This is a genomic window from Sporichthya brevicatena, assembly GCF_039525035.1.
In the GTDB taxonomy this organism is placed as follows: Bacteria; Actinomycetota; Actinomycetes; order Sporichthyales; family Sporichthyaceae; genus Sporichthya; species Sporichthya brevicatena.
This window is the reverse complement of the sequence record NZ_BAAAHE010000014.1, coordinates 137,885-159,104: the sequence shown is the minus strand read 5'-3', so window position 1 is coordinate 159,104 and position 21,220 is coordinate 137,885. Positions and strand designations below refer to the sequence as shown.

At 72.8% G+C, this 21,220-nt stretch carries 18 protein-coding genes; 7 read left to right on the top strand and 11 right to left on the bottom strand.

Features of this window, described 5'->3' with window-relative positions; all coding sequences use genetic code 11:
- Positions 1 to 8 precede the first annotated feature (8 nt).
- The 3 genes from ABD401_RS09680 to ABD401_RS09670 are packed head-to-tail and all read right to left on the bottom strand — an operon-like array spanning position 9 to position 4,520.
- Entirely contained in the window at positions 9 to 851 is an 843-nt protein-coding gene (locus tag ABD401_RS09680; RefSeq protein ID WP_344604064.1) for an enoyl-CoA hydratase-related protein, read from the bottom strand.
- Positions 852 to 861: 10 nt separating this feature from the next.
- Entirely contained in the window at positions 862 to 3,513 is a 2,652-nt protein-coding gene (locus ABD401_RS09675; RefSeq protein WP_344604062.1) for an AMP-binding protein, read from the bottom strand.
- The gene (locus tag ABD401_RS09670; RefSeq protein WP_344604060.1) at positions 3,510 to 4,520 is read right to left on the bottom strand and encodes a cyclase family protein; all 1,011 of its coding nucleotides are present in this window, start codon (positions 4,518 to 4,520) and stop codon (positions 3,510 to 3,512) included. Before ABD401_RS09670 ends, ABD401_RS09675 begins: the two co-directional genes overlap by 4 nt.
- A gap of 144 nt (positions 4,521 to 4,664) precedes the next feature.
- On the opposite strand from ABD401_RS09670, the gene ABD401_RS09665 reads away from it, so the two are divergent.
- A complete protein-coding gene (locus ABD401_RS09665) occupies positions 4,665 to 6,143 on the top strand; it encodes an ABC transporter substrate-binding protein (RefSeq protein ID WP_344604058.1) in 1,479 nt (492 codons plus the stop codon).
- Positions 6,144 to 6,227: 84 nt separating this feature from the next.
- Here ABD401_RS09665 and ABD401_RS09660 read toward each other — a convergent pair whose 3' ends face one another.
- Together ABD401_RS09660 and ABD401_RS09655 are read right to left on the bottom strand one after the other, a co-directional pair.
- Positions 6,228 to 6,563 carry a cupin domain-containing protein gene (locus ABD401_RS09660; RefSeq protein ID WP_344604056.1) on the bottom strand — a complete coding sequence of 112 codons (336 nt, stop codon included), beginning with the start codon at positions 6,561 to 6,563 and terminating at the stop codon, positions 6,228 to 6,230.
- Between the two features lie 17 nt (positions 6,564 to 6,580).
- Entirely contained in the window at positions 6,581 to 7,030 is a 450-nt protein-coding gene (locus tag ABD401_RS09655; RefSeq protein ID WP_344604054.1) for a MarR family winged helix-turn-helix transcriptional regulator, read from the bottom strand.
- A 97-nt stretch (positions 7,031 to 7,127) separates the two neighbouring features.
- On the opposite strand from ABD401_RS09655, the gene ABD401_RS09650 reads away from it, so the two are divergent.
- The gene (locus ABD401_RS09650) at positions 7,128 to 8,090 is read left to right on the top strand and encodes a universal stress protein (RefSeq protein ID WP_344604052.1); all 963 of its coding nucleotides are present in this window, start codon (positions 7,128 to 7,130) and stop codon (positions 8,088 to 8,090) included.
- Here ABD401_RS09650 and ABD401_RS09645 read toward each other — a convergent pair.
- Entirely contained in the window at positions 8,051 to 8,440 is a 390-nt protein-coding gene (locus ABD401_RS09645; RefSeq protein ID WP_344604047.1) for a TraR/DksA family transcriptional regulator, read from the bottom strand. The genes ABD401_RS09650 and ABD401_RS09645 overlap by 40 nt on opposite strands.
- 194 nt (positions 8,441 to 8,634) lie before the next feature.
- On the opposite strand from ABD401_RS09645, the gene ABD401_RS09640 reads away from it, so the two are divergent.
- Entirely contained in the window at positions 8,635 to 9,807 is a 1,173-nt protein-coding gene (locus ABD401_RS09640; protein WP_344604045.1) for a PucR family transcriptional regulator, read from the top strand.
- Here the strand turns inward: ABD401_RS09640 and ABD401_RS09635 are convergent.
- From ABD401_RS09635 to ABD401_RS09625, 3 genes are read right to left on the bottom strand one after another with little or no spacing between them, the layout of a single operon-like run.
- Complete coding sequence (locus ABD401_RS09635) at positions 9,793 to 12,324, bottom strand: ABC transporter permease subunit (RefSeq protein WP_344604043.1); 2,532 nt, start codon at positions 12,322 to 12,324, stop codon at positions 9,793 to 9,795. The two genes, ABD401_RS09640 and ABD401_RS09635, sit on opposite strands and share 15 nt — an antisense overlap.
- 40 nt (positions 12,325 to 12,364) lie before the next feature.
- On the bottom strand, positions 12,365 to 13,351 hold the full coding sequence (locus ABD401_RS09630) for a hypothetical protein (protein ID WP_344604041.1): 987 nt from the start codon (positions 13,349 to 13,351) through the stop codon (positions 12,365 to 12,367).
- Positions 13,351 to 14,769: an ABC transporter substrate-binding protein gene (locus ABD401_RS09625; RefSeq protein WP_344604039.1), complete on the bottom strand. Its 1,419-nt coding sequence runs from the start codon at positions 14,767 to 14,769 to the stop codon at positions 13,351 to 13,353. Before ABD401_RS09625 ends, ABD401_RS09630 begins: the two co-directional genes overlap by 1 nt.
- A gap of 107 nt (positions 14,770 to 14,876) precedes the next feature.
- Between ABD401_RS09625 and ABD401_RS09620 the strand changes: the two genes are divergently transcribed.
- Positions 14,877 to 15,683 (top strand): class I SAM-dependent methyltransferase, encoded by an 807-nt coding sequence (locus tag ABD401_RS09620; protein WP_344604037.1) that lies wholly within the window; start codon positions 14,877 to 14,879, stop codon positions 15,681 to 15,683.
- Positions 15,684 to 15,740: 57 nt separating this feature from the next.
- Here the strand turns inward: ABD401_RS09620 and ABD401_RS09615 are convergent, their stop codons facing one another.
- Complete coding sequence (locus tag ABD401_RS09615) at positions 15,741 to 16,733, bottom strand: hypothetical protein (RefSeq protein WP_344604035.1); 993 nt, start codon at positions 16,731 to 16,733, stop codon at positions 15,741 to 15,743.
- 6 nt (positions 16,734 to 16,739) lie between these two features.
- On the bottom strand, positions 16,740 to 18,263 hold the full coding sequence (locus tag ABD401_RS09610; RefSeq protein ID WP_344604033.1) for an AMP-binding protein: 1,524 nt from the start codon (positions 18,261 to 18,263) through the stop codon (positions 16,740 to 16,742).
- Positions 18,264 to 18,368: 105 nt separating this feature from the next.
- Here ABD401_RS09610 and ABD401_RS09605 point away from each other — a divergent pair, with 105 nt between their 5' ends.
- Genes ABD401_RS09605 through ABD401_RS09595 form a run of 3 tightly spaced genes read left to right on the top strand, consistent with a single transcriptional unit; the run spans position 18,369 to position 21,147 of the window.
- The gene (locus ABD401_RS09605; protein ID WP_344604031.1) at positions 18,369 to 18,770 is read left to right on the top strand and encodes a Zn-ribbon domain-containing OB-fold protein; all 402 of its coding nucleotides are present in this window, start codon (positions 18,369 to 18,371) and stop codon (positions 18,768 to 18,770) included.
- Positions 18,767 to 19,924, top strand: a complete 1,158-nt coding sequence (locus ABD401_RS09600) for a thiolase family protein (protein ID WP_344604029.1) — start codon at positions 18,767 to 18,769, stop codon at positions 19,922 to 19,924. The genes ABD401_RS09605 and ABD401_RS09600 overlap by 4 nt, the downstream gene beginning before the upstream one ends.
- Positions 19,921 to 21,147 carry an acyl-CoA dehydrogenase family protein gene (locus ABD401_RS09595; protein WP_344604027.1) on the top strand — a complete coding sequence of 409 codons (1,227 nt, stop codon included), beginning with the start codon at positions 19,921 to 19,923 and terminating at the stop codon, positions 21,145 to 21,147. Before ABD401_RS09600 ends, ABD401_RS09595 begins: the two co-directional genes overlap by 4 nt.
- Positions 21,148 to 21,220: the final 73 nt, after the last annotated feature.

The following is a 21,220-nucleotide window of genomic DNA, read 5'->3' as shown; positions in this document are numbered from 1 at the left end:
CTCCGCCGTCACGAGGAGGGCTTCTCCGTCGTGCGATAGTCCCCGAAGGCGCCGTCCCGGGCCGTGAGGGCTGCGGTCACGTTCTCCGCCAGCTGCTTGGCGTACGCGACCGACGACTTCGACCGCATGCCGAGCGCGGAGATGTCGGTGGCGGCGCGCATCGCGTCACGGATGCCCATGATCTCCATCGATCGGTGGAAGGATCGCTTGTTCACGGCGAGGATGTCGTGCGGGATCTTCGCCACCTTCGCCGCCGCGGCAAGCACCGCGTCCTCCAACTCGTCGGCGGGGAACGACCGCGTCGCGAAGCCCGCGGCGGCGGCCTCGACACCGGTCATCGCGTCGCCGGTGAGCACGGCCTCCAACCCGCGTCGCATGCCCAGCAGCCACGGATGCCACGCCATGTCCGGCGACGACATCATCCGCACCGGCGGGTAGCCGATCTGTGCGTCGTCCGCGACGTACACCAGGTCGCACGCGGTGGCGAGTTCGCTCCCGCCGGCCAGGCACCAGCCGTGCACCTGGGCGATGACCGGCGTCGCGTAGTCCCACATCTCGAACCAGCCGGCGAGGACGTGACGTGGCCAGTACCCGTCCTCGATCGCGGTGTGGTGGCTGAGCTCGGTCGGCACGTCGCGGCCCCGACCCAGGTCGTACCCCGAGCAGAAGGCACTTCCACTGCCCCGGAGGACGATGACCCGGACCTCGCGGTCGACGTCAGCGGCACGCAACTGCGCGAAGAGCTCGGTCCGCAGCGCGTTGTTCATCGCGTTCCGCTTCCCCGGCCGATTCAACGTCAGCCGTCGAACCAGCGGAATCGGCTCGTCGACGAGAACGAGGCCGCCACTCACCGACGCGCCCTCACCCGTCCGTTCGGCTCGGCAGAGACGCGACCGCCGTGCCGGTCGCGGTGACCTCCTCGTTCTGGTTCACGCCCTCGACGCGGACCTCGACCCGGTGGTCTCCGTTCTCGACGTACTTGCGGACGACCTCACCCCGACAGGTCGTCAGATCTCCGATGATGTTGTGCCTGCGCACCTGGACGTTGAGGCGGTTGAGGAAGCCGTCGTCGCCGATCCAGTCCGTCATCAGGTTGCCGAGCCAGGAGACGCGCTCGGGCCCGTAGTCGTACGCGGCCGGCACACCGACGGCCTGCGCGAGGTCGTTGTCCCAGTGCACCCGCTCCGGCGGCTCGGGCACGCCCTGGGCGTTGGGGATCCCGAGGGCCGGGTGAGTGCGGAACATGTCCATGGCGACGCCGTGCGCCTTCACGTAGAGGCTCCCCCAGCCCTGCGTGAACGCGACGAATCCCGTGACGGTGCTGGGGCCCTTGAGCAGCTCCGGCAGCGCCTCGCCCTCTTTGACGTCCTCCCAGTACCGGGGTTCGGCCCCGCGCCGGGTGTAGGCGGCGTAGCGCGCATCGATCTCGGCGATCTCCTCCGCGGTCCAGGTCCTCGGCTTGACGAAGTCGCGCTGGCCACGCTGGCGCGCGATGTCCCGCTGGGTGCGGATGCACCACGAGTCCGCGACGCAGATCAGTTCGCCCTGCGCGTCGCGGAACGTCACCTCGTAGACCTGCTTGACCGCCCGGCCGGAGAAGTCGCTCTTGAGGTCGATCAGCTCCTTGAGCACCGGCTCCGCGGTGATCACGTCGCCGAGGCGGATCGGCCGGCTCCAACGGAAGTCGGTGCCCGCGAACATCGCGTGGATGCCCGGCAGACCGGAGACGTACCCGCTGACGACCTTGTCGAAGGCGTAGAGGAACGACCCGGGTGCGGTGATGCCACCCCATCGGCTACGGGCCGCGTACTCGGGGTCGCCGTAGAGGGGGTTGGTGTCGCCGATGCCCAGCGTCCAGTGGCGGATCGAGTCCCGGGTCGCCTCGGTGACGTGCGGATGCGGCCGCTCGAACGCCTGCCCGATGCGCGTCCGGAGCTCGTCCAGCGCCTCGTCGGTGATCAGGGGGAACGAGCCCGGGACATGGCGCGACTGCGCGACTGAGGTCATGCCAGATGTATAGCAACTACTTATTTTACTTGCAACCGGCCAGCTCGCGCACAGAACAGCCTTCACGACCTTGCCCGCAGCGTTGCTCGGCAAGGGATCCGTGCGCAGCCACCAGGAGCCGGGGACCTCGTGACGCGCAAGCCGAGCGCGGGCGAACGCCACCAGATCGGCCTCCGTGCACGCGGTTCTCAGCACCACGGCGGCGGCGACCCGCTCCCCCAGATCACCGTCGGGCAACCCGACGACAGCGACGTCCGCCACCGCCGGGTGTGCAGCGAGGACCTCCTCGACCCGGGGACAGCTGATGTTCTCCCCGGCCCGGATGACCACGTCCTTGGCACGGCCGGTGACGAAGAGGAACCCGTCCTCGTCGAGGTGGCCGCAATCGCCCGTCGCCAGCCATCCTTCGGCGTCGACGGGATTGTCGGCACTCCCCCAGTAGGCCGTCATGACCGCCGGCGAACGAACCTGAATCTCGCCGTCCACGATGCGCACGTCGACCAGTGGCGTCGGGCGTCCGACCGATCCGGGCCGGCGATCCAGATCCGGTCCCAGACCGGCCGCGACCACACCGCCGGCCTCGGTCAGTCCGTAGGACACACCGGCTCCCCGGGACACTCCGGGGAACACCTCACGCACCCGCCGACGGAGTTCAGGGGACACCGGCGCCCCACCCATCGTCACCGCGCGCACCGCCGAGAGGTCCGCACCGGCCGCGGCGTCCAGGACCCGGCCGACCATCGTCGGCACCGCGGCCCACACCGCCACGCGTTCCCGCTCGAGCACCTCGAGCGTGCGGGCGGGGTCGAACCGGCCCGTGTCGAACACCAGGGTGCTCCCGCTCAGGGCCGCCGTGAGCACCTGCTGCAGACCACCGACGTGGAACAACGGCACGCTCATCAGCGTCACGGTCGAAGGCTTGGGCGGGTCGCCCGGCAACCGTCCCCCGTGATGGAGCAGGGCCTGCAGATTGGCGATCACCGCGCGGTGCGCCAGGGTGACGGCCTTCGGCTCCCCGGTCGTGCCCGAGGTGAAGATCAGCACCGCCGGGTCGTCCTCGTCCGGTGGAGATGTCATCTCCATCCGCTCCTCCGGTGGAGATGACATCTCCACCGACGAGGGGTCGAGGACGACGACGGGGTCCACCAGCGCGACGGCGGAAGCGACCTGGCCGGGCGTCCAGGTGATGTTGCCCAACGCCGCGACCGCACCGAGCCGCCAGGTCGCCCAGAGCGCGACGACCCACTCGACGCCGTTCGGTCCGAGCAGCAGGACACGGTCGCCCCGTTTCACACCGCGGGCGCGTAGTGCAGCCGCGCCCCGCTCGACCAGAACGCCGAGCTCGGCGAAGGTCACGACCCGGTCCTCCTGCACGAGCGCGCGACGGTCGGCAAACCCGGAGGTGTCGTCGAGCAGGGTGGCCAGCTCACGAGGGCGTTGCGCGTAGACCCGGCACGGGAAGCCCCGAACGAGATCGGTGGTGATCTCCCGACCCCAGCGACTCACTTGATCGCGAGCGGGTTGACCGGAGAGTTCACCGCGCCGGTGATGGGCAGCGGCGGCGCGACGAAGAGCGCGGTGTGGACGCCGTCCGCGGCGTTGTCCGCCGCGAGCACGTCCAGGTCGAACATCTCGCCGATGCTGATCCCGCAGCGCGAGAGCAGGATCTGATGCAACGGCGCCACCGTGTCCGAGGTCTGGTAGGGCAGCACCTCGGCACCCCAGGTGTCGGTCGCAACCGCGGCCACGTCCCGCTCGGCCAGCCAGGCACCGCACCGCACGCCGAGGCCGGCCTGCGGACTGGTCGCGTACCCGGCCCACGTCCCCGTCGCCCGCACCGCAGTCAGCGCCCCGGTGCGGACGAGCACGACGTCACCACGCTCGACGTCGACGCCCTGCTCCGCGCAGGCGGCGTCGAGGTGCTCGGGATCGACCGCGAAGCCTCCCGGCAACCAGTCGACGCCCTCCAGACGCGCGATGTCGAGGAGGACCGAACGCGTGACCACCCGGTCCTTCAACGCCGCGACGGACTGTCGACGAGCACCGCGGTTGGCCGTCACCTGACCCGCCGGCAGGTCGTTGTAGGTCACGCCGTCCATGAAGACGTGGGTGAAGCCGTCCCACTGGGTCGAGCACGAGAGGTTCATGACGACCCAGTCGTCCGCGAACCCCGGGCTGACGGGCGCACCGTCGCCGGCGACGAGGTCGGTTCCCGTCATCGTCATGAAGTGCATCGGGTCCGAGCGACCGGGCGGACCGCCGGAGTTGGGCCCATCCAGACCGAAGGGCAGGCTGAGACTGAACACCTGTCCGCGTCGCACCGCCGCCACCGCTTGCGCCACTTTCGCGGCGTCCACGAGGTTCCACGCCCCGATCTCGTCGTCCGGACCCCAGCGTCCGGCGTTGGAGAGGCGCGCGGCCTCCGCTGTCAACCAGGCCCGATCGAGTGCATCCGGGTGGTCTCGATCCGCGAGTGCCTCGAGCGCGGCGTTGCGCCGCACGGGAATGGTCACCGCTTCACCGTCGCTCGCAAGCGCTGCGCGAGGCCACTCGCAATCATAGTGATTACTTTACAACCTTGCGCGGGCCGACGACCAGCGGTCAGAGTAAGCACTATCTGTACAAAGCCTCCGGCACCGTCCCGGGAGGAGCCCCCGATGCGTCCCCGCCCGCACGTCCGCAGTCGCGCCGTCGTCGCACTGCTCGCGCTCGTCACCGTGAGCGCGTGCGGTTCACGCGTCGACCTGTCCGCGCAACGTGCCGCCGAACTCGGTCCGGTCGTCGAGACCCGGACCCTCGAGGACCCGGCGGGGCCCGCCGTCGACATCGCACCCGGCGCGATCGCCGCCGATCCGCTCTCCCCCGCCGGCCCGGCGACCGCCGCACCCGGCTCGAGCGTCGCGCCGACGACAGCTCCCGCGGGTTCCTCCGGGTCTCGCGGCGGCACGAGCGGTGTGACCACCACGACCGGCAGCGCAAAGCTCGACGGTGCCTCCCGCGGCGAGGCCAACGTCTGTCCGCAGCAGGGACCTCCGATCACGATCGGCCAGGTGGGCAGCTGGAGCGGCCTGATCGGCCAGAGCGTGAGCCAGGGAAAGACGGCCCTGCAGGTCTGGGCGCGGTACATGAACGATCACGGGGGCGTCGCGTGCCACCCGGTCCGCGTCATCAGCAAGGACGACCAGAGCGACTCCAGCCTCGCCACGTCGGCCGTCCAGAGCCTGATCCAGGACGAGAAGGTCTCCGCCCTCGTGGGGTCGTTCTCGATCATCTCCGTCGCCGGCTATGTCCAGGGCATCAAGAACTCCGGCGTCCCGACCATCGGCGGCGACGGCACGACCGAGCCGTGGACGACCAATCCCCTGCTCTTCGACGTCGGCGGCGCCATCCTCGAGCAGTACTTCCTGGCTGCCAAGGCACACGCGCAACGCGGTTTCACCAAGCTCGCGATCATCACCTGCGTCGAGGCGACGAGCTGCACCGACGCGGCCGAGTCACTGTCCTCCGGGCCACTCAGTGCCGAGGCCGCCGGTCAGCAGGTCGTGCTCAAGCAGACCACGTCGATCACCCAGGCCGACTACACCTCCGCCTGCCAGAGCGCGAAGAACGCCGGCGCGAACAGCATCTTCCTCGGGCTGGACGCGGCCTCGATCACCCGCTTCGCCGCGTCGTGCGACACCCTCGGCTACCACCCTCAGCTCTACACCGTCAGCCTCGCCGCCAGCTTCGACGTCGCGAGTCCCTCGCTGCAGGACTTCGAGATCCAGGTCGGCTCCCCCGTCTTCCCGTACACCGAGAACCGCACCGCGGCCCAGCACGTCTTCCACGAGGCGTTCGCGAAGTACGCGCCGGGCGTGAAGGTGAACTCCGGCGCGAGCCAGGCCTGGACGGCCGGGATGATGTTCGCCCGCGCGCTGGAGAAGCTCGGTCCGGCGGCGATCAGCCAGACCATCACCCCGGCCCACGTCCTACGCGGTCTGGGGATGATCAAGGCCGAGACCCTCGGTGGCCTCATCCCGAGCACGACCTACACCTTCGGGCAGAGCCACACCCCCGCCGGGAAGTGCGGGGCCATCCTGATCTTCCGCAAGGGCGCGTGGTCCGCCATCAACGGCGGGCGCTTCACCTGCGTCTGACCCCTCGCCGCTGTGAAGAAAGGGTGACACCCCTTACTCGTCAGTAAGGGGTGTCACCCTTTCTTGACAAGCTCGATCAGGAGGTCACGAGGCGCGGGTCGCGATGCTGAGCAGGACGACGGCGTCGGTGTCGGCGTGGAGGTCGTGGCGCCGGGGCGGGATCGCGAGGTGGTCGCCGGCGGAGCCGGTCCAGGTCTCGTCGCCGGCGTTCATGCGGACGGTGCCCTCGAGAACCTGGAGGGTCGCCTCGCCGGGGGCCTCGTGCTCGGCGAGGGCGTGACCGGCGGCGAGGGCGAGGAGCACCTGACGCAGGTCGCGGCCCTGGCCGCCGTAGATCGTGTGCGCGCTGCGGCCGTTGGCGGCGGCGCGGGCGATGTCCAGGTGTTCCTTCGCGAGGGCGGCCAGCGATTGGCTCTCCATCGTTCGTCCTCCGGTCGTCATTCGTCGTGCCAGATCGGCAGCGCCAAAGCATCCCCCATGCGCTTGAGCTGGTCGCGATGGAGGGAGGCGAGCCGGCTGAGCACCTGCTCGCCGTGCGGGGTCAGGACGACCCGGACGGCGCGGTTGTCGTCGGGGTGCGGCTGACGCACGACCAGGTCCTGGGCCTGCGCCCGGTTGATCAGCTCGACGACGCTGTGGTGCCGGAGCTGGAGCCGGTCGGCGAGCTCGTGAACCAACGCCCAGTCGCGGTCGGGGAAACCCTTGATCGCGAGGAGCAACTGGTACTGCTGCGGGGTCAGTCCGAGGGTGCGGACGATGTCCTCACTGAACCGCAGGTAGCGCCGGATGCCGAACCGGAACCGGGCGAGGGCCTCGAAGTCGGACTTCGTCAGCGGTTCCGAGATGGCCAGGGTCTCTGAGCCGACCTCCCGGCGCCGTCCTGCCACGGCCCTATCTCATCACGGGCGTCCCCGGCCGTCCCTCCGTTCACGCCCGCCCGCCGGTAAATATCGTGTTACGATAGAAAGCACCGCAGGAGGAAACGTGGCCGACCCATCGACGCGTGTGCTCGTCGCCGTGGACGCGGCCGGCAGCGCAACGGACGCCGTCGAGTGGGCCGCCGCCGAGGCGAGTGCCCGCGGACTCGGGCTGCGGGTCGTCCACGTCCTGCGTCCGACCCCGAGCCTGGACCCGTCGGGGTTCGACACCTACGCCCGGCTCCGGACCGCCGCGGCCGTCGCCGTCGAGGTTCTGGAGCAGGCCATGGACCGGGCCCGCCTGGTCGACTCCGACCTGAACGTCGACGGCGCCCTGCTCCGCGGGCCCGTGATCCGGACCCTGAGCGAGGCCGCGCTCTCCGCGCCGCTGCTCGTCGTCGGCCGCCGCCACCGCTCGGCCCCGCGCCGCCTGCTCTCCCCGTCCGTCGCCGGCCGTCTGGCCGCACGGACGCCGTGCCCGGTCGTTGTGGTCCGGCACCGTGACCTCGTGCCGATGCCCACCCCGCCCCGCGTGGTCGTCGGCGTGACGCCCGGCCCGGCGGGTCTCGCGGCCGTCGAGTTCGGGTTCGCCGCGGCCGCGCAACGCGGGGTGCCGCTCGCGCTCGTCCACGTCGCGCCCGAGGACGCGACGCTGAACGCGCTCGCGGGGGTGCCGCACGGCAGCCCCGCCACCACGGGCGAGGCCGCCGTGCGCGACCCGGAGATCCGGGCCGCCCTCACCGCGGGGCAGCAGCAGTTCCCCGACCTCGACGTCTCCGTCGCGGGTCCCGTGGGCGACGCGGCGACCGTGCTCCTCCGCGAGTCGGCGGGGGCAGCACTGCTCGTGCTCGGCTCCGCCGGGCGGAGCCCCCGCCGGCCGTGGGAACTGCGCTCAGTCGGGCAGCGACTGCTGCCGGCGGCACAGTGCCCGGTCGCCGTCGTCGGGTCGGCGGCCGCGCGCACCCGCCTGGGTGGCGGGGCCCGGGGCGGTCAGTCCCGCTCGCCCGCGGACGCGCGGAAGGCGCTCTGACACGAGACGCACAGGCGCGCGGCGGGCAACGCCTCCAGTCGCGCCGGCGGGATCGGCAGGCGGCAGCCGTCGCAGATGCCGTACTTGCCCTCGTCGAGCCGCTTCAGCGCGGCCTCGGTCTCCTCGAGCTGACGACGGGCCGCGGCCAGCAGCCGGGCCGCCAGGCGGGACTCCTCGGTCCGGGCACCCCCGACGGCCTGACCGTCGGCGTCGCGGGAGGACTCCACGTCGATCGACAACCGCGTGACGTCGTCGAGCTGCGTGCGCCACTGGGTCACGAGCAGCTCGCGGTAGTCCGGCAGGGTCTCGCCGGACCCGGCCGATTCGGTCTGCACCGAGACAGCGGACATGGGTGTCCCCTTTCAGAAATCCCGCAGTCGACACGGCGGGCGTCGGCAGCGGATCAGGCCACCCCGGCGGGCGGCTCTCCCTCCCACTATCGGCCCGTTTCCGCGCGACAACCAGAGGCGAAGCCGGACGACTCCGCGCTAAGCTGATTGCAGGATTTCGGCAAACAACCGCGTCACCGACCTGGGAGGTCAGCGTGGGCAGCCCCGCCCCGTCCGCGGCGGTCCAGGCGGTGCTCGACGCCGCCGGCGACGCCTCCGGCGCTCCCCCGGAGCTGCTCGGCGAGTACCTCGTTCTGCTGGAGCAGGCGGGACGCTCCGGCGAGCACGCCTCCGACGTGGACCTGGAGGCGATCCGCCACCTCGGCGCCCGCGCGGCCGACGAGGGCATCTCGGCCGAGGCCGCGGTCCGGCTGTACCTCGCCGCGGCCTGGCGACTGTGGCGCGAGCTCCCGATCGGGGCCGACCCCGCCGACCCCGCGACCGTGCGCTCCGCGGGCGAGGCCGTCCTGCGCGTGGTCGACGACGCCGTGGCGGCACTGGTCGCCGGCCACCAGGCCCGCCGCCGCGAGGCCGCGTACGAGGAGGAGCGCCAGCGGCGCCGGTTCGTCGACGACCTGCTCCGCGGCGACGCCGATGTGGCCGCACTCGTCGAACGCGCCGAGCCGTTCGGTCTCGACCTCGCGCGTCCGCACCAGATCGCCCTCGCGTTCCCTCTCCGCGGCGGCGCCTCCGCGGAGGGCGCAGCAGCGACCCTGGAGCGCAGCGTCGTCGACCGGTTCGGCGACCGCGAGGTGCTCGTCGCCGACAAGGACGACGTCGTGGTCGTACTCGTCCCCGAGACCGAACCCGACCCCCGTGGTGACGTGGGAGACCTGCTGCACAGGGAACTGACGAAGCATCACGGCGGCACGTGGGGCATCGGCGTCGGCCGTCCCCACAGTGGCGCGTACGGGATCGCCCGCTCCTACGAGGAGGCCCGCGAGGCGCTCGCACTGATGCGGCGGCTGCCGCTGGACACCAACGTCCTCCGGGCGCGCGACCTGCTCGTCTACCGCGTCGTCGCCCGCGACCACGCCGCGATCGCGGACCTGGTCCACGCCGTGTTCACCCCACTGCTCGCCGCCCGGGGCGGGCCCGAACCACTGCTGCGGACGCTCGAGACGTACTTCGCCGTCGGCGGCAACGTCACCGAGGCCGCGCGCCGGCTGCACCTGTCGGTCCGAGCCGTCGACTACCGCCTGGAGCGGGTCGCCGCGCTGACCGGGTTCGCGGTCAGCGAGTCCCACGACCGGTTCACGCTCAACGTCGCCGTCGTCGGGGCCCGCCTGCTCGGGTGGCCCAACAACCAGGAACTACGCCTGCCCTGACCGCACGGGCTCGGCGCTCTCGAGAGCGGCCGGCAGGCCCAGGTAGACCTCGCGGACGACGGGGTCGGCGAGGACCTCCGCCGGCGGGCCCTCGGCAAGGACGGCACCGGCGTCGAGGACGACGACCCGGTCGGCGGCGTCGACGACGTGCCGCGCGTGCTCGACCAGCAGCACCGCGGCGTCGGGGGCGAGCTCGCGAACCAGGCGCAGCATCCGGTCGGCCTCGGCGCGGCTCAGCCCCGCCGCCGGCTCGTCGAGCAGCAGGACGGCGGGCTGCAGCGACGCGGCGCGGGCGATCTCGACCAGCCGCGCGGTGCCGTGCGCGAGGGAGCCCGCGTCCCGGTCCGTCAGGTCGGCGAGGTCCGCCGGCAGGTCCGGCTCGGGCCGGCCGTGCCAGCGCGCCGGCAGGGCGAGGTTCTCCCGCACCGTGAGCCGGCCGAACAGGCCGCCGGACTGCAGGGTCCGCACGATCAGCCCGTCGCGGCGGCCGGCGACGCGGACCGTCCCCGCCGCGGGCCGCACCGCCCCGGCCACCGCGTCGAGCAGGCTCGTCTTGCCTGCGCCGTTCGCCCCGACCAGGGCGACGATCTCCCCCGGTTCGACCGTCAGATCCACGCCGTCGACGGCCGTCCGCGTCCCGTAACGGACCGTCAGTCCCCGGACGGTGAGCGCCCCCGAGGTCGGCTGCGTCGCGCCGCGCAACGCCGGCCGCCGCACCGGGCGGCGCAGGCTGACCAGCCCACCGGGCCGGAGCAGAACGACCGCGAGCAGCACGACCGGCGACACCAGCGCCGCCAGGTCGGGGGCATCGGCCTGGCGCAGGATCTCGGGGGCCACCGTGAGCAGCACCGCCCCGAGCAGCGCACCCCACGGCGACTCCAGCCCGCCGAGCGCAGCGGCCGAGAGGATCGGCAGCGCGGTCAGCGGGTGGGACTGCTCCGGTGCGACGGTGCCGAGCTGATACGCCGTCAGGGCGCCGGCGAGACCGGCCAGAGCGCCCGCGACCACCAGCGCCGCGATCTGCGCCCGCACGACCGGCAGGGCGAGTCCGGCGGCCGCCCGGTCGTGCTCACGGCCGGCGACCAGCGCCCCACCGAGCCGCGATCGCGCGAAGGTGCGCAGCGCGAGGAACGCGAGCGCGGTGACCACGAAGACGGTGGCCGTGAACCGGTGCCCGCCCAGGTCGAGGCCCGCGACGGAGGCGGTGGACAGCGTCCGGTCCTCGGCGGTGCCGGCGAACCGCGGCCAGGTGAACAGCGTGCCGTGGACGGCGGCGCCGAACGCGACGGTCAGCAACGCGAACGGCAGGCCGGTGACGCCGCGGGCGACGAAGATCCCGAGCACGGCGGCGGCTCCGGCTGCGGCAACCGCGCCCGCCACCAGTGCGAGCGGGAACGGCCAGCCCGCCTCGGCGGCGCAGCGGGCGGCGACGATGCCGCCGACCCCGGCGAGCGCGGGCTGCGCCAGACAGAGCCGACCGCCCCATCCGGTGAGGACGACGTGGGTCGCGGCGAGCAGGGCCGTGATGGCCGCGAGCTCGGCGATCGTAGCCTGATAGGCCGTCAGCAACGGGGTGACGGCCAGCGCGAGCACGAGCAGGCCCGCCGCCGGGACGAGACGTCCGGTGCCCGGCGGGTGGGTCGGGCCGGTGGCGAGGGCGGTGTCCCGCGACTCCCGCGCGCGGCGGGCGCGGCGGGCCAGCAGCGCGAGACCAGCGACCGCGAACGGGACGCTCTCCCCCAGCCCGGGGACGTCCTGGTACTTGACCGCCACGCTCTCCAGCACGCCGATCGAGACCGCCGCGCCGAAGGCGATCGGGAGGCTGACCAGCAGGCCCGCGACCGCCGCCGCGGCCGGCTTGAGCAGGAAGAACAGGGTGAGCGCGGTGGCGTCGAGGTAGAGCAGCGGGGCGAGCAGCACCCCGGCCAGGCCCGCGAGCACGGCGGCGAGGACGTAGCAGCCGGCCTCGATGCGCCCGCGCCGCAGGCCGATCAGCACCGCCCCGAGGGCGTTGTCCGCACACGCCCGCCAGGCGAGGCCGGCCGTGGTGAGGCGGAGCACGGCCGCCCCCGCGCCGACCGCGATCACCGCGACCGCGATGACGAGGAGCTGATGGGCCGACAGCGTCGTGCCGGCGACGTCGAAGCGGGCGGAACCCCAGGGCGCGACGAACTGGACGTCCCGCCCGAAGAACAGGACGCAGCCCGCGGTGAGCACACCACCCCAGGCCAGGCTCGCCACCGCGGCGGTGATCGGACGGTCCGGCCCGATCACGCGCGCCGCGGCCGCGCTCACCCCGCCGCAGGCCGCGGCCACCGCGAGGGCAGCCACGAACGCGACCGCTCGTGGCTGCCCTCCCCCCGTGCTGGTGTGGTGGTAGACGTAGGCCGCCGCCGCCGCGACTCCCCCGAGGGAGAGGTCGACGTTCCCCGTCGTCCGGTGCACGACGAGCAGGCCGAGGGCGGCCAGCCCGTACATCGCCCCGAGCGGCAGGCCGGTGAGGGCCAGGTCCAGCACGTGTGAGGCTCCGTCAGGTCAGGTCAGGTCAACGGCGGGGTCAGCCGATGCGGTCGAGCTGAGCGTCGGCGATCGCCTCACCCAGCACGACCGTGAGCACCCGGCCGTCCGGCGTCGTCAGCCGGAGCGTCGGTCCGGTCGCCCGCGCCGACGAGCGGCTACCCGCGACCGTGTGCGTCGCGCTGCCCGGCAGCACCAGCTCGATGCCGGCGGCCTGGAGCGCGGACAGGTCCGGCGTCCCCGGCCCCGGCTCGAAGCCCTTCGGCGTCAGGCGGAAAGCCTGCCCACCGACGGTGATGCCCGAGACCAGGCTCGTCGCTGCACCCTCCCCCGCGGCGCCGTCGGCGACGGCGCGGGCGTCGAGCACGATCTGCTCGATGTGCAGGGTGCCGAGGACGACGTCGAGCAGGACGACCTTCGACGTCGACAGCGACCCGGTCGCAGCCGGCCCGGCCAGGGCACGGACGTCACCGACGCGCGCCGTGACGCCCGGCGCGAGGTCGGCGACGACGGCCGCGGCCTCGGCCAGCGGACCGTCGGTGATCCGGACGCACGCGTCGCCGCCCGGCCCGCCGAAGGCGAGCTGAGAGTCCTGCGGCGGACGGCCGGCGACCTTGGCCCGGCTCGGCTCGCTGATCGCGCCGGTCGGCAGCTCCGCGCCGGTGAAGGCGTTCGGCAGACCGGCCGCGTCGCTGTACGGGCTGTAGAACGGCGAGGCGACCGCCTGGCCGAACCCGGTGCGGTCGACCGAGGCCTCGGCCAGCGGCGAGCTCACGTCCGGCGGCGCGATGGTGCCGCCGTCGAGGACGGTGTCGTTGTCGCTGTAGGTCACGAACAGCCCGCGGGCGACGGCCTTGCCGGCGCGCAGGGTCTTCGCGGGGCCGGCCTCGGGTGCGACCGACAGCGTCGTGGTGCCGCACAGCTGGGTCGCGGCCTGGGCGGGGGTCGCCAGCGCGGCGGGGACGCCGGCGGCGAGCACCGCAGCCAAGGCCGGGACCAACACCGGGCGGGTCCAACGGGCCGTCATCAGACACCTGCCGGGGTGTAGAGCTTGCCCACGCGGACCCACGTGCCGTTCGTCACCTGGACCGTCGCGGTCAGGTCGTAGGGCAGGTGCTCGTCGTTGGCGTAGCTCAGCGGTGGGACCAGGTCACCGAAGGAGAACGTCCGACCGGACTCCAGCGCCGAGATCAGCCCGGTGCGCTCGAAGCCGCCGATCTTCACGCCCTCGATGAGCAGCTTCGTGCCGAGGCAGCCGACGATCGAGAAGAACTGCAGCCGCGACTCCGGGTAGAACTTCTTGATCGCGCCGCACTGCTCCGCGAACGCCGCGCTCGAGGCGCCGGTGAACGGGCTGGAGGAGAGCATCCCCTCGCCCGCCTTGCCGGCTCCGCGCAGGATCACCGGGTCGTCGGTGTTGTTGTACGAGATCGACACCGGCACGTTCCAGCCGAGCTGGTCCTTGGCCTGGAGGCACTTCACGGTGCCGAGGTTCTCGGTGATGACGATCAGCGCCTCGGCGCCGGACGCGCGGGCGGCGACCATGCGGCTCGCGCAGTCGGGCGCACCGGGCGCGGTGGCGCCGTTGAACACGACGTCCGCACCGAGCTTCTTCGCCACCGCGGTGAAGTACTTCGTGCAGTTCGAGACCGCCTCGACGTTGACGTAGACGACGGCCAGCTTGGTGAGCTTGCGCTCGGACACCAGGTGCTGAACGTTGCCGGCCATCTGGCGGCCGCAGGGGTTCGTGACCGGGAAGAGCATCGGCTCGCCGAACTCACGGTCGTCCGAGCCCGACGGGAACACCGGCACCTTCGCGGCACGGATGACCGGCAGCGCGGCCTGCGTCGTGAACGGCGAGAAGATCCCGGCGAACGCGAAGACCTTGTCCTGCTCGATGAGCTTCTGGACGACGGCCTTGCCGCGGACGGGGTCGAACTGGTCGTCCTCGACGACGAGCTCGAACTTCGTGCCGCGGACGCCGCCGGCGGCGTTGGTCTGGGCGATGACGGCCTGGACGCTCTCCATCATCGCGGTCCCGACCGAGCCGAGCGGGCCCGAGAGCGGGAAGACGCCGCCGAGCTTGACCACGGCCGGTCCGGCCGCCGGCTTCTTGCCGCCCCCGGTGACGGCGGCGACGCCGTCCTTGGTCCGGCTCACGGCGTCGGTGGCCGCGGACGCGCCGGGGGCCGGGGTGGTCCCCGGGGCAGCGGAGTCGCCGGGCGCGCCCGGAGCGGGTGAACCGGTCGGCGCGGCGCTCGGGTCGGTGGCCGGCAGCGCGGGGTCGACGGTGTCGGCCCCGGTGTCGAGGACGGGGGTCTCGGGCTGGCTCTCGACGGTCGCGACGGCGTCCGGGCCGGCGGCGGTGTCGTCGTCGGAACCGGAACATCCGGCGGCCAGCAGCGAGGCCGCCAGGACGGCGACCAGCGCGCGGGGGAGCTTCACAGGGGGCCCTCCGGCAGAGGTGGAAACAGGGGCATTTCGGGTCAGGAGAGCCTAAGCTAAGTTCTGTATCGTTCGACAAGAAACTGTCGTGGATTCGGAGCGTGAGAATGGCCACCGAGCGCGTGCTGCCCGACCCGGGGGCGGGCCTCGACCCGGCGACGATGCCCGCCCACTGGCTGCTGGCCCAGATGGGCAAGACCGTCATGCGGCCCGGGGGCGGCGTCGTCAGCGACGTCATGCTCCGGAACCTGAACATCGGCCCCGAGGACGACGTCGTCGACCTCGCCCCCGGCCTCGGCACCACCGTCCGCCGCGTCGAGGCCCTGCGCCCGCGCAGCTTCCACGGCCTCGACCGCACCGAGGTGGAGGCCGAGCGCTCCCGCCGCCAGGTCAGCGCGGTGCCGTACACCTGCGTCGTCGCGCACCCGTCCGACACCGGCCTGCCGACCGGCTCGGCCAGCGTGATCTACGGCGAGGCGTGCCTGAGCCTGGAGACGAACACGAGCAAGGCCGCGATCCTCACCGAGGCGGCCCGGCTCCTGCGCCCGGGCGGCCGCCTCGGCCTGCACGAGTTGCTGCTCACCCCGGACGACCTGCCGGCCGAGCGCAAGCGTCAGGTCGGGATCGAGATCAGCCAGGCCGTCCGCGTCGGCGCCCGGCCCCTGACCCGCGCCGAGTGGACCGACCTGCTCGCCGAGCACGGCTTCCGGGTGACGCTGTTCGAGCCGTCCCCGATGCTGCTGCTCTCCCCCGCCACGGTCGTCCGTGACGAGGGCGTCGCCGGCACCGCCCGGATGGTCGGCAACATCCTCCGCCGCCCGGTCGTCACCCGCCGGGTCGCGCACCTCTGGCGCGTCATGCACCGGCTCCGCCACAACCTCGGCGCGACCGCGATCATCGCCGTCCGCGACTGACGTTGCGTCCGAAGATGTGGCTGCTATTGCGGCCACATCCTCGGACGTCCGCGAGGGTCAGTGCCGGAGGAGCTCCTCCTCCTTCATGCGGTCGCTGAAGGCCTCGACCCAGGTCCAGCCGGTGACGACCTCGCGGGTGTCGCCGCGGCGCCGGGTCATGCCGCCCTGGGCGCGGTAACCGCCCCAGCGCGCCTTGTTGAAGCCGGAGAGCTGCTGGGCCGGGTCGCCGACGAAGTCCCAGACGCCGGCCTCGCCGAGGTCGTAGCTCGCGCCGGTGACGTAGCCGTCGGCGTCGACCTCGAACTCGGCGCCGACGTGATTGGCCTCGGCGATCGCCTGGTTGCCCTCGGCGACGATGCCGGCACCCCAGCGGCGGCGGCCCTTGGTGATGTTGCCGAACTCGATCGTCCCGTCCGCGTACTTGTTCGCGAAGATGTTCCAGACGATCTGGACGTCGGTGTAGTACGGGTACTCCTTCCACTCACTGCCGTGGCGGAAGTAGACCTGGTCGAAGAAGATCGGGCCCTCGACCTGCTCGCCGAGGATCGTCCCGGTCAGCCAGTACGGCTGGCTCGCGTAGGCCAGCGGCTCGTCGCGCATCGAGGACAGGAACTGGCCGCCGAGGGTCGGGCGCGGGCCGCTCAGCGAGAGCAGCGAGCCCTCCTCCCACGTCATCGCGTTGTCGTCGATGCGGAGATCGATCGGCTCCTCGTGGTCGCCGGAGAGCATCCCCTTGGTGATCCAGCGGCGGAAGTCCGGCTCGATGGTGCGGACCATCTCGCCCTTCGCGCTGCGCTTCGAGCCCTCGTGCAACTCCATGCGCCCGCCGCCGTTGTGCAGCAGGTACAGGCCACCGGTCATCGGGCCGATGAACTTGCGCTCGAGCACGTACACGGTGCCCGACTCGGCGCGGAACCCGCCGTAGAGGTACTGCGACTGCAGCGACAGACCGGCGATCGACGTGTGCGGCAACAGCTCGGAGAACTTCGGGGTGTACGTGCCCACGACGGGCGCGTAGTGGAAGTCGCCGAAACGCTGATCGTCAGTCATGTGTCCTCATCTGGTTGTGGTCAGGGCCCGGTACTGCTTGCGCAGCGCGCGCTTGTCGAGCTTGCCCATGTCGTTGCGGGGCAGGTCGGTCACGAGTTCGTAGGAGCGCGGACACTTGTAGCCCGCGAGCTCGGTGCGGCAGAACGCGTCGAGGTCGGCGACGTCGACACCGGCGCGGGCCGGCACGACGAGGGCCAGCAGCGTCTCGCCGAGGTCGTCGTGCGGGACGCCGATCGCGGCCACCTCGGCCACGTCCGGGTGGCGGTTCAGGACCTGCTCGCACTCGGCCGGGTAGAGGTTCACCCCGCCGGAGACGACCATGTCCGAGACGCGGTCGGTGATGTAGACGAAGCCGTCGTCGTCGACGTGCCCGACGTCGCCGAGGGTCGCGACGCCGGTGGCGAGGTAGGCGCGGGCACTCTTCGCCTCGTCGCCGAGGAAGCGGATCGCACGGCCCGGCGGGAGGGTGATGCCGAGGACGCCGGTGGTCCCGCGCGGCTGCACGACGCCGTTCTCGTCGTACGCCTCGATCGTGAGTCCCGGCACCGCACGGCCGACCGAGCCGGGGTGCGCCAACCAGTCGGCGCTGTTGATCCGGCAGACCGTCCCGATCTCGGAGCCGCCGTAGGACTCGGTGAACACCGGACCCCACCAGTCGATCATCGCGCGCTTGACGTGTTCGGGGCACGCGGATCCGGTGTGGGCGACGGCGATCAGGCTCGAGACGTCGTACCGGTCGCGGACGTCGGGGGCCAGCGCGAGCAGGCGCGTCAGGTGGGTCGGGACCAGGACGGTCGAGGTCACCCGGTGCTCGGCGATCTGGCGCAGGACCTCCTCCGCGTCGAAGCGCGGCAGGACGACGACCGGCCGGCCGGCGAGCAGGTGGCGCAGCGCGGTCAGGGGACCGTTGTGCTGCAGCGGCCCGACGACGAGGTGCGGGCCGTCGGGGAACCCGGGCTCGGCGGCGACGGCCTCGACGTAGGCGCGGGCATCGGTGATCGAGGGGTCGCGCAGCCACTGGACCTCGGTCGCGCCCGCGCGGCCCGTGGTGCCGGAGGTGAAGACCAGCAGGGGGCGGACCGTGCGGCCGGCGAGTTCGAGCTCGACCGGCGAGGTGCTGACGAATGCGTCCCACTCGGGGCCGGGGTGGACGACGACCCTGGCGTCTGACGCTGCCTCAGAAATGGCGGCACGGGATCCCTCGCCGATGACCGCGAGGGCACACCCGGTGTCGGTGAGCTCGTGGGTGAACTCGCGCGCCGTCGCCTGGCGGTGCAGGGCCACGGTGCCGACGCCGGAGAACAAGCCGGCGAGGTGGGTGATCAGCGTCGGGACGGTGTTCTCCCCCGTCACGCCGACGCGGGCGCCGGGCGGCAGCGCCGACAGCGCCGCGGCTGCGCCGCGGAGCTGTTCCGCGAGCTGGGACCACGTGAGAACGCCACGCGCGTCGCGGATGGCCGCGCCGTGCGGATCGTCCGCCGCACGCGTGCCGATACCGGCCAGGTACATCGACCCTCCGCGCCCGGGCATGTAAGTGGTGTCGCTCTAAAGTAAGTACAGGCCAGCGCGAAAGCAAGTGTTACTGTTCACCGAGTCCAGTTATTCGCTGTCCGCCGACCCGGAGGTGTGTGGCCGGTGAGCACGCCCGTGGCCGCTGAGCTCTTCGCCTCCCTGGAGCCGCTCACGCTGGCCGGCAGCCGGTGCACGACGTGCCGGACCGTGCAGTTCCCGAGGGCCGCCCAGTGCGCGCACTGCGCCGGTGAGGCCGTCGAGGTGATCGATCTGCCGACGACCGGGCGCGTCTGGACCTGGACCGTTCAACGCTTCGCCCCCAAGGCCCCCTACGTGCCCCCGGCGAACGGATTCGCGCCGTACGCCGTCGGCTATGTCGACCTCGGGGAGGTGCTGGTCGAGTCGATACTCCGCTACGACCTGGAACGCGGACTGCCGGCGATCGGGGACGAGGTGACGCTGGTGGCCGTTCCCGCCGACGGGGAGAACGTCACCTACGCCTTCGCGCCCGTGGGAGCGGCATGAGCGCCGAGGTCTACATCGTCGGGGCGGGCATCCACCCCTTCGGACGGCACGAGGGCGTCAGCGGTGCGGACCAGGCGGTGGTCGCGACCCGCGCCGCCCTCGCCGACGCCGGGCTGAGCTGGGACAAGATCGAGATCGCCGTGGGCGGTTCCAACACCGGCAAGCCGGACTCGCTGGTGGCCCGGCTGGGGCTCACCGGTGTCGCGTTCACCGGCGTCCGCAACGGGTGCGCGACCGGCGGTGTCGCCCTCGCGGCCGCGGCCAACGCGCTGCGGGCCGGGGCGGGAGAGGTCGCAGCCGTCGTCGGTTTCGACAAGCACGAGCGCGGGGCGTTCGCGTCCGACCCGGCGGCCTACGGACTCGGCGCCTGGTACGGCTCCACGGGCCTGATGGTCACCACGCAGTACTTCGCGATGCGGACCCGGCGGTACCTGCACGAGCACGCGGTGCCGGAGCTGACGCTGGCTCAGGTGGCTGCGCGGGCCAGCCGGGGCGGGGCCGCCAACCCGAACGCGTGGCGGCGGCGGGAACTCTCGGTGGAGGAGGTCCTCGCCGCGCCGATGGTCTCCGACCCCCTGACCAACCTGATGTTCTGCCAGCCGAACGAGGGCGCGGTGGCGCTGATCCTCGCGCGCGGGTCGCGAGCGTTCGACCTCTGCGAACGGCCGGTGCGCCTGGCCGCGGTCGCGGTGCGCACGCGCGGCCCGGGCTCGTTCGAGGTCTACAGCCCGTGGCTCTCCCCCCAGCGGGGCGGCAGCCCGACGGTCGCCGCGTCGACCGACGCGTTCCGGACCGCGGGCATCACCGCCGCCGACGTCCAGGTCGCGCAGGTGCAGGACACCGACTGCGGCTCGGAGCTGATCCACCTCGCCGAGACCGGCCTGTGCGCCGACGGCGAGCAGACGGCGCTGCTGGCCGACGGCTCGACCGAGGTCTCCGGCCGGCTGCCGATCAACACCGACGGCGGGTGCCTCGCGAACGGCGAGCCGATCGGTGCGTCCGGGCTGCGGCAGGTGCACGAGATCGTCCGCCAGCTGCAGGGCCGCGCGGCCGGGGCGGCCGTCCCGTCGCGGCCGAGCGTCGGCTTCACCCACGTGTACGGAGCGCCGGGGGTCTCGGCGTGCACCGTGCTGACCACCGAGGAGCGCTCATGACTCCGGATCCCGCGGCCTGGGCCGCCGAGGCCCGCGCGTGGCTGGCGGCGACCGTCGGCCCCGCCTCGACCGAGGCCGCCCGACCCGACCTCGCGGTGTTCCGGAACCTGACGGATGATCAGGAGACCGAGCTGCTCGACGCGATCCGCGCGTACCGGCGGGCGCGCTTCGAGGCCGGGTACGGCGCGCTGACCCTCCCCGAGGAGCACGGCGGGGCCGGGCTGCCGGCGTCGTTCGCGGCGATGTTCTCCCAGTTGGAGACCGAGTACGCCGTCCCGCCGTCGACGGAGCTGATCAGCGTCACGACCGGCCTGGTCGCACCCGCGATCGCGCTGTACGGGACGCCCGAGCTGCGTGCGCAGTTCCTGGAGCCGCTGCTGCGGACCGACGTCCTCGCCTGCCAGCTGTTCAGCGAGCCGGGCGCGGGGTCGGACCTCGCCGCGGTCGCGTGCCGTGGGGTGCGCGACGGCGAGGAATGGGTCCTCGACGGGCAGAAGGTGTGGTCGTCCGGGGCGCGGCACGCGGACCTCGGCCTGCTGCTGGCGCGGACCGACCCGTCCGTCCCGAAGCACAAGGGGATCACGGCGTTCCTCGTCCCGCTCGACCTCGCGGGAGTGACGGTGCGTCCGATCCGTCAGATGAGCGGTGGGTCGAGCTTCAACGAGGTGTTCCTCGACGGCGTCCGCGTCCCCGACTCGCTGCGTATCGGCGAGGTCGGCCAGGGCTGGGCCGTCGCGACCGCGACCCTCGCGTTCGAGCGCCAGGCCTCCGGCACCGGGAACCGGCGCAAGGGCGGGTCGTTCGACGACGTCCTCGCGCTCGCCCGGGCCCGGGGCGTCGCCGGCGACCCGGTCGTCCGTCAGCAGCTGGCGGACCTGTACGTCCGCAGCGTCCTCAAGGCCTGGACGGCCCAGCGCGTCGCCCGCGCCGCCGCGGCCGGCGTCTCCCCCGGCCCCGCGGGGTCCGTCGGCAAGCTCGTCGCCTCCGACCTGCTCGTGCGGACCGGCGAACTCGCCGCCGACCTCGCCGGGAACGGGATCCTCGGCGACACCGGCGACGGCACCTTCGCGTGGACCGAGCACCTCCTCGGCGCCCCCGGCTACCGCCTCGCCGGCGGCACCGACCAGATCCAGCGCAACGTCATCGCCGAACGCGTCCTCGGCCTTCCCCCCGAGCCCCGCGTCGACAAGGACCTCCCCTTCTCCGACCTCCCCCGCGGCTGACCCCCCACCCCCGCCGCGTCCCCGCCCCGCCCCCGGGGTTGCGCTTCACTCGCCGCAGCCAGGCCTCACTCGC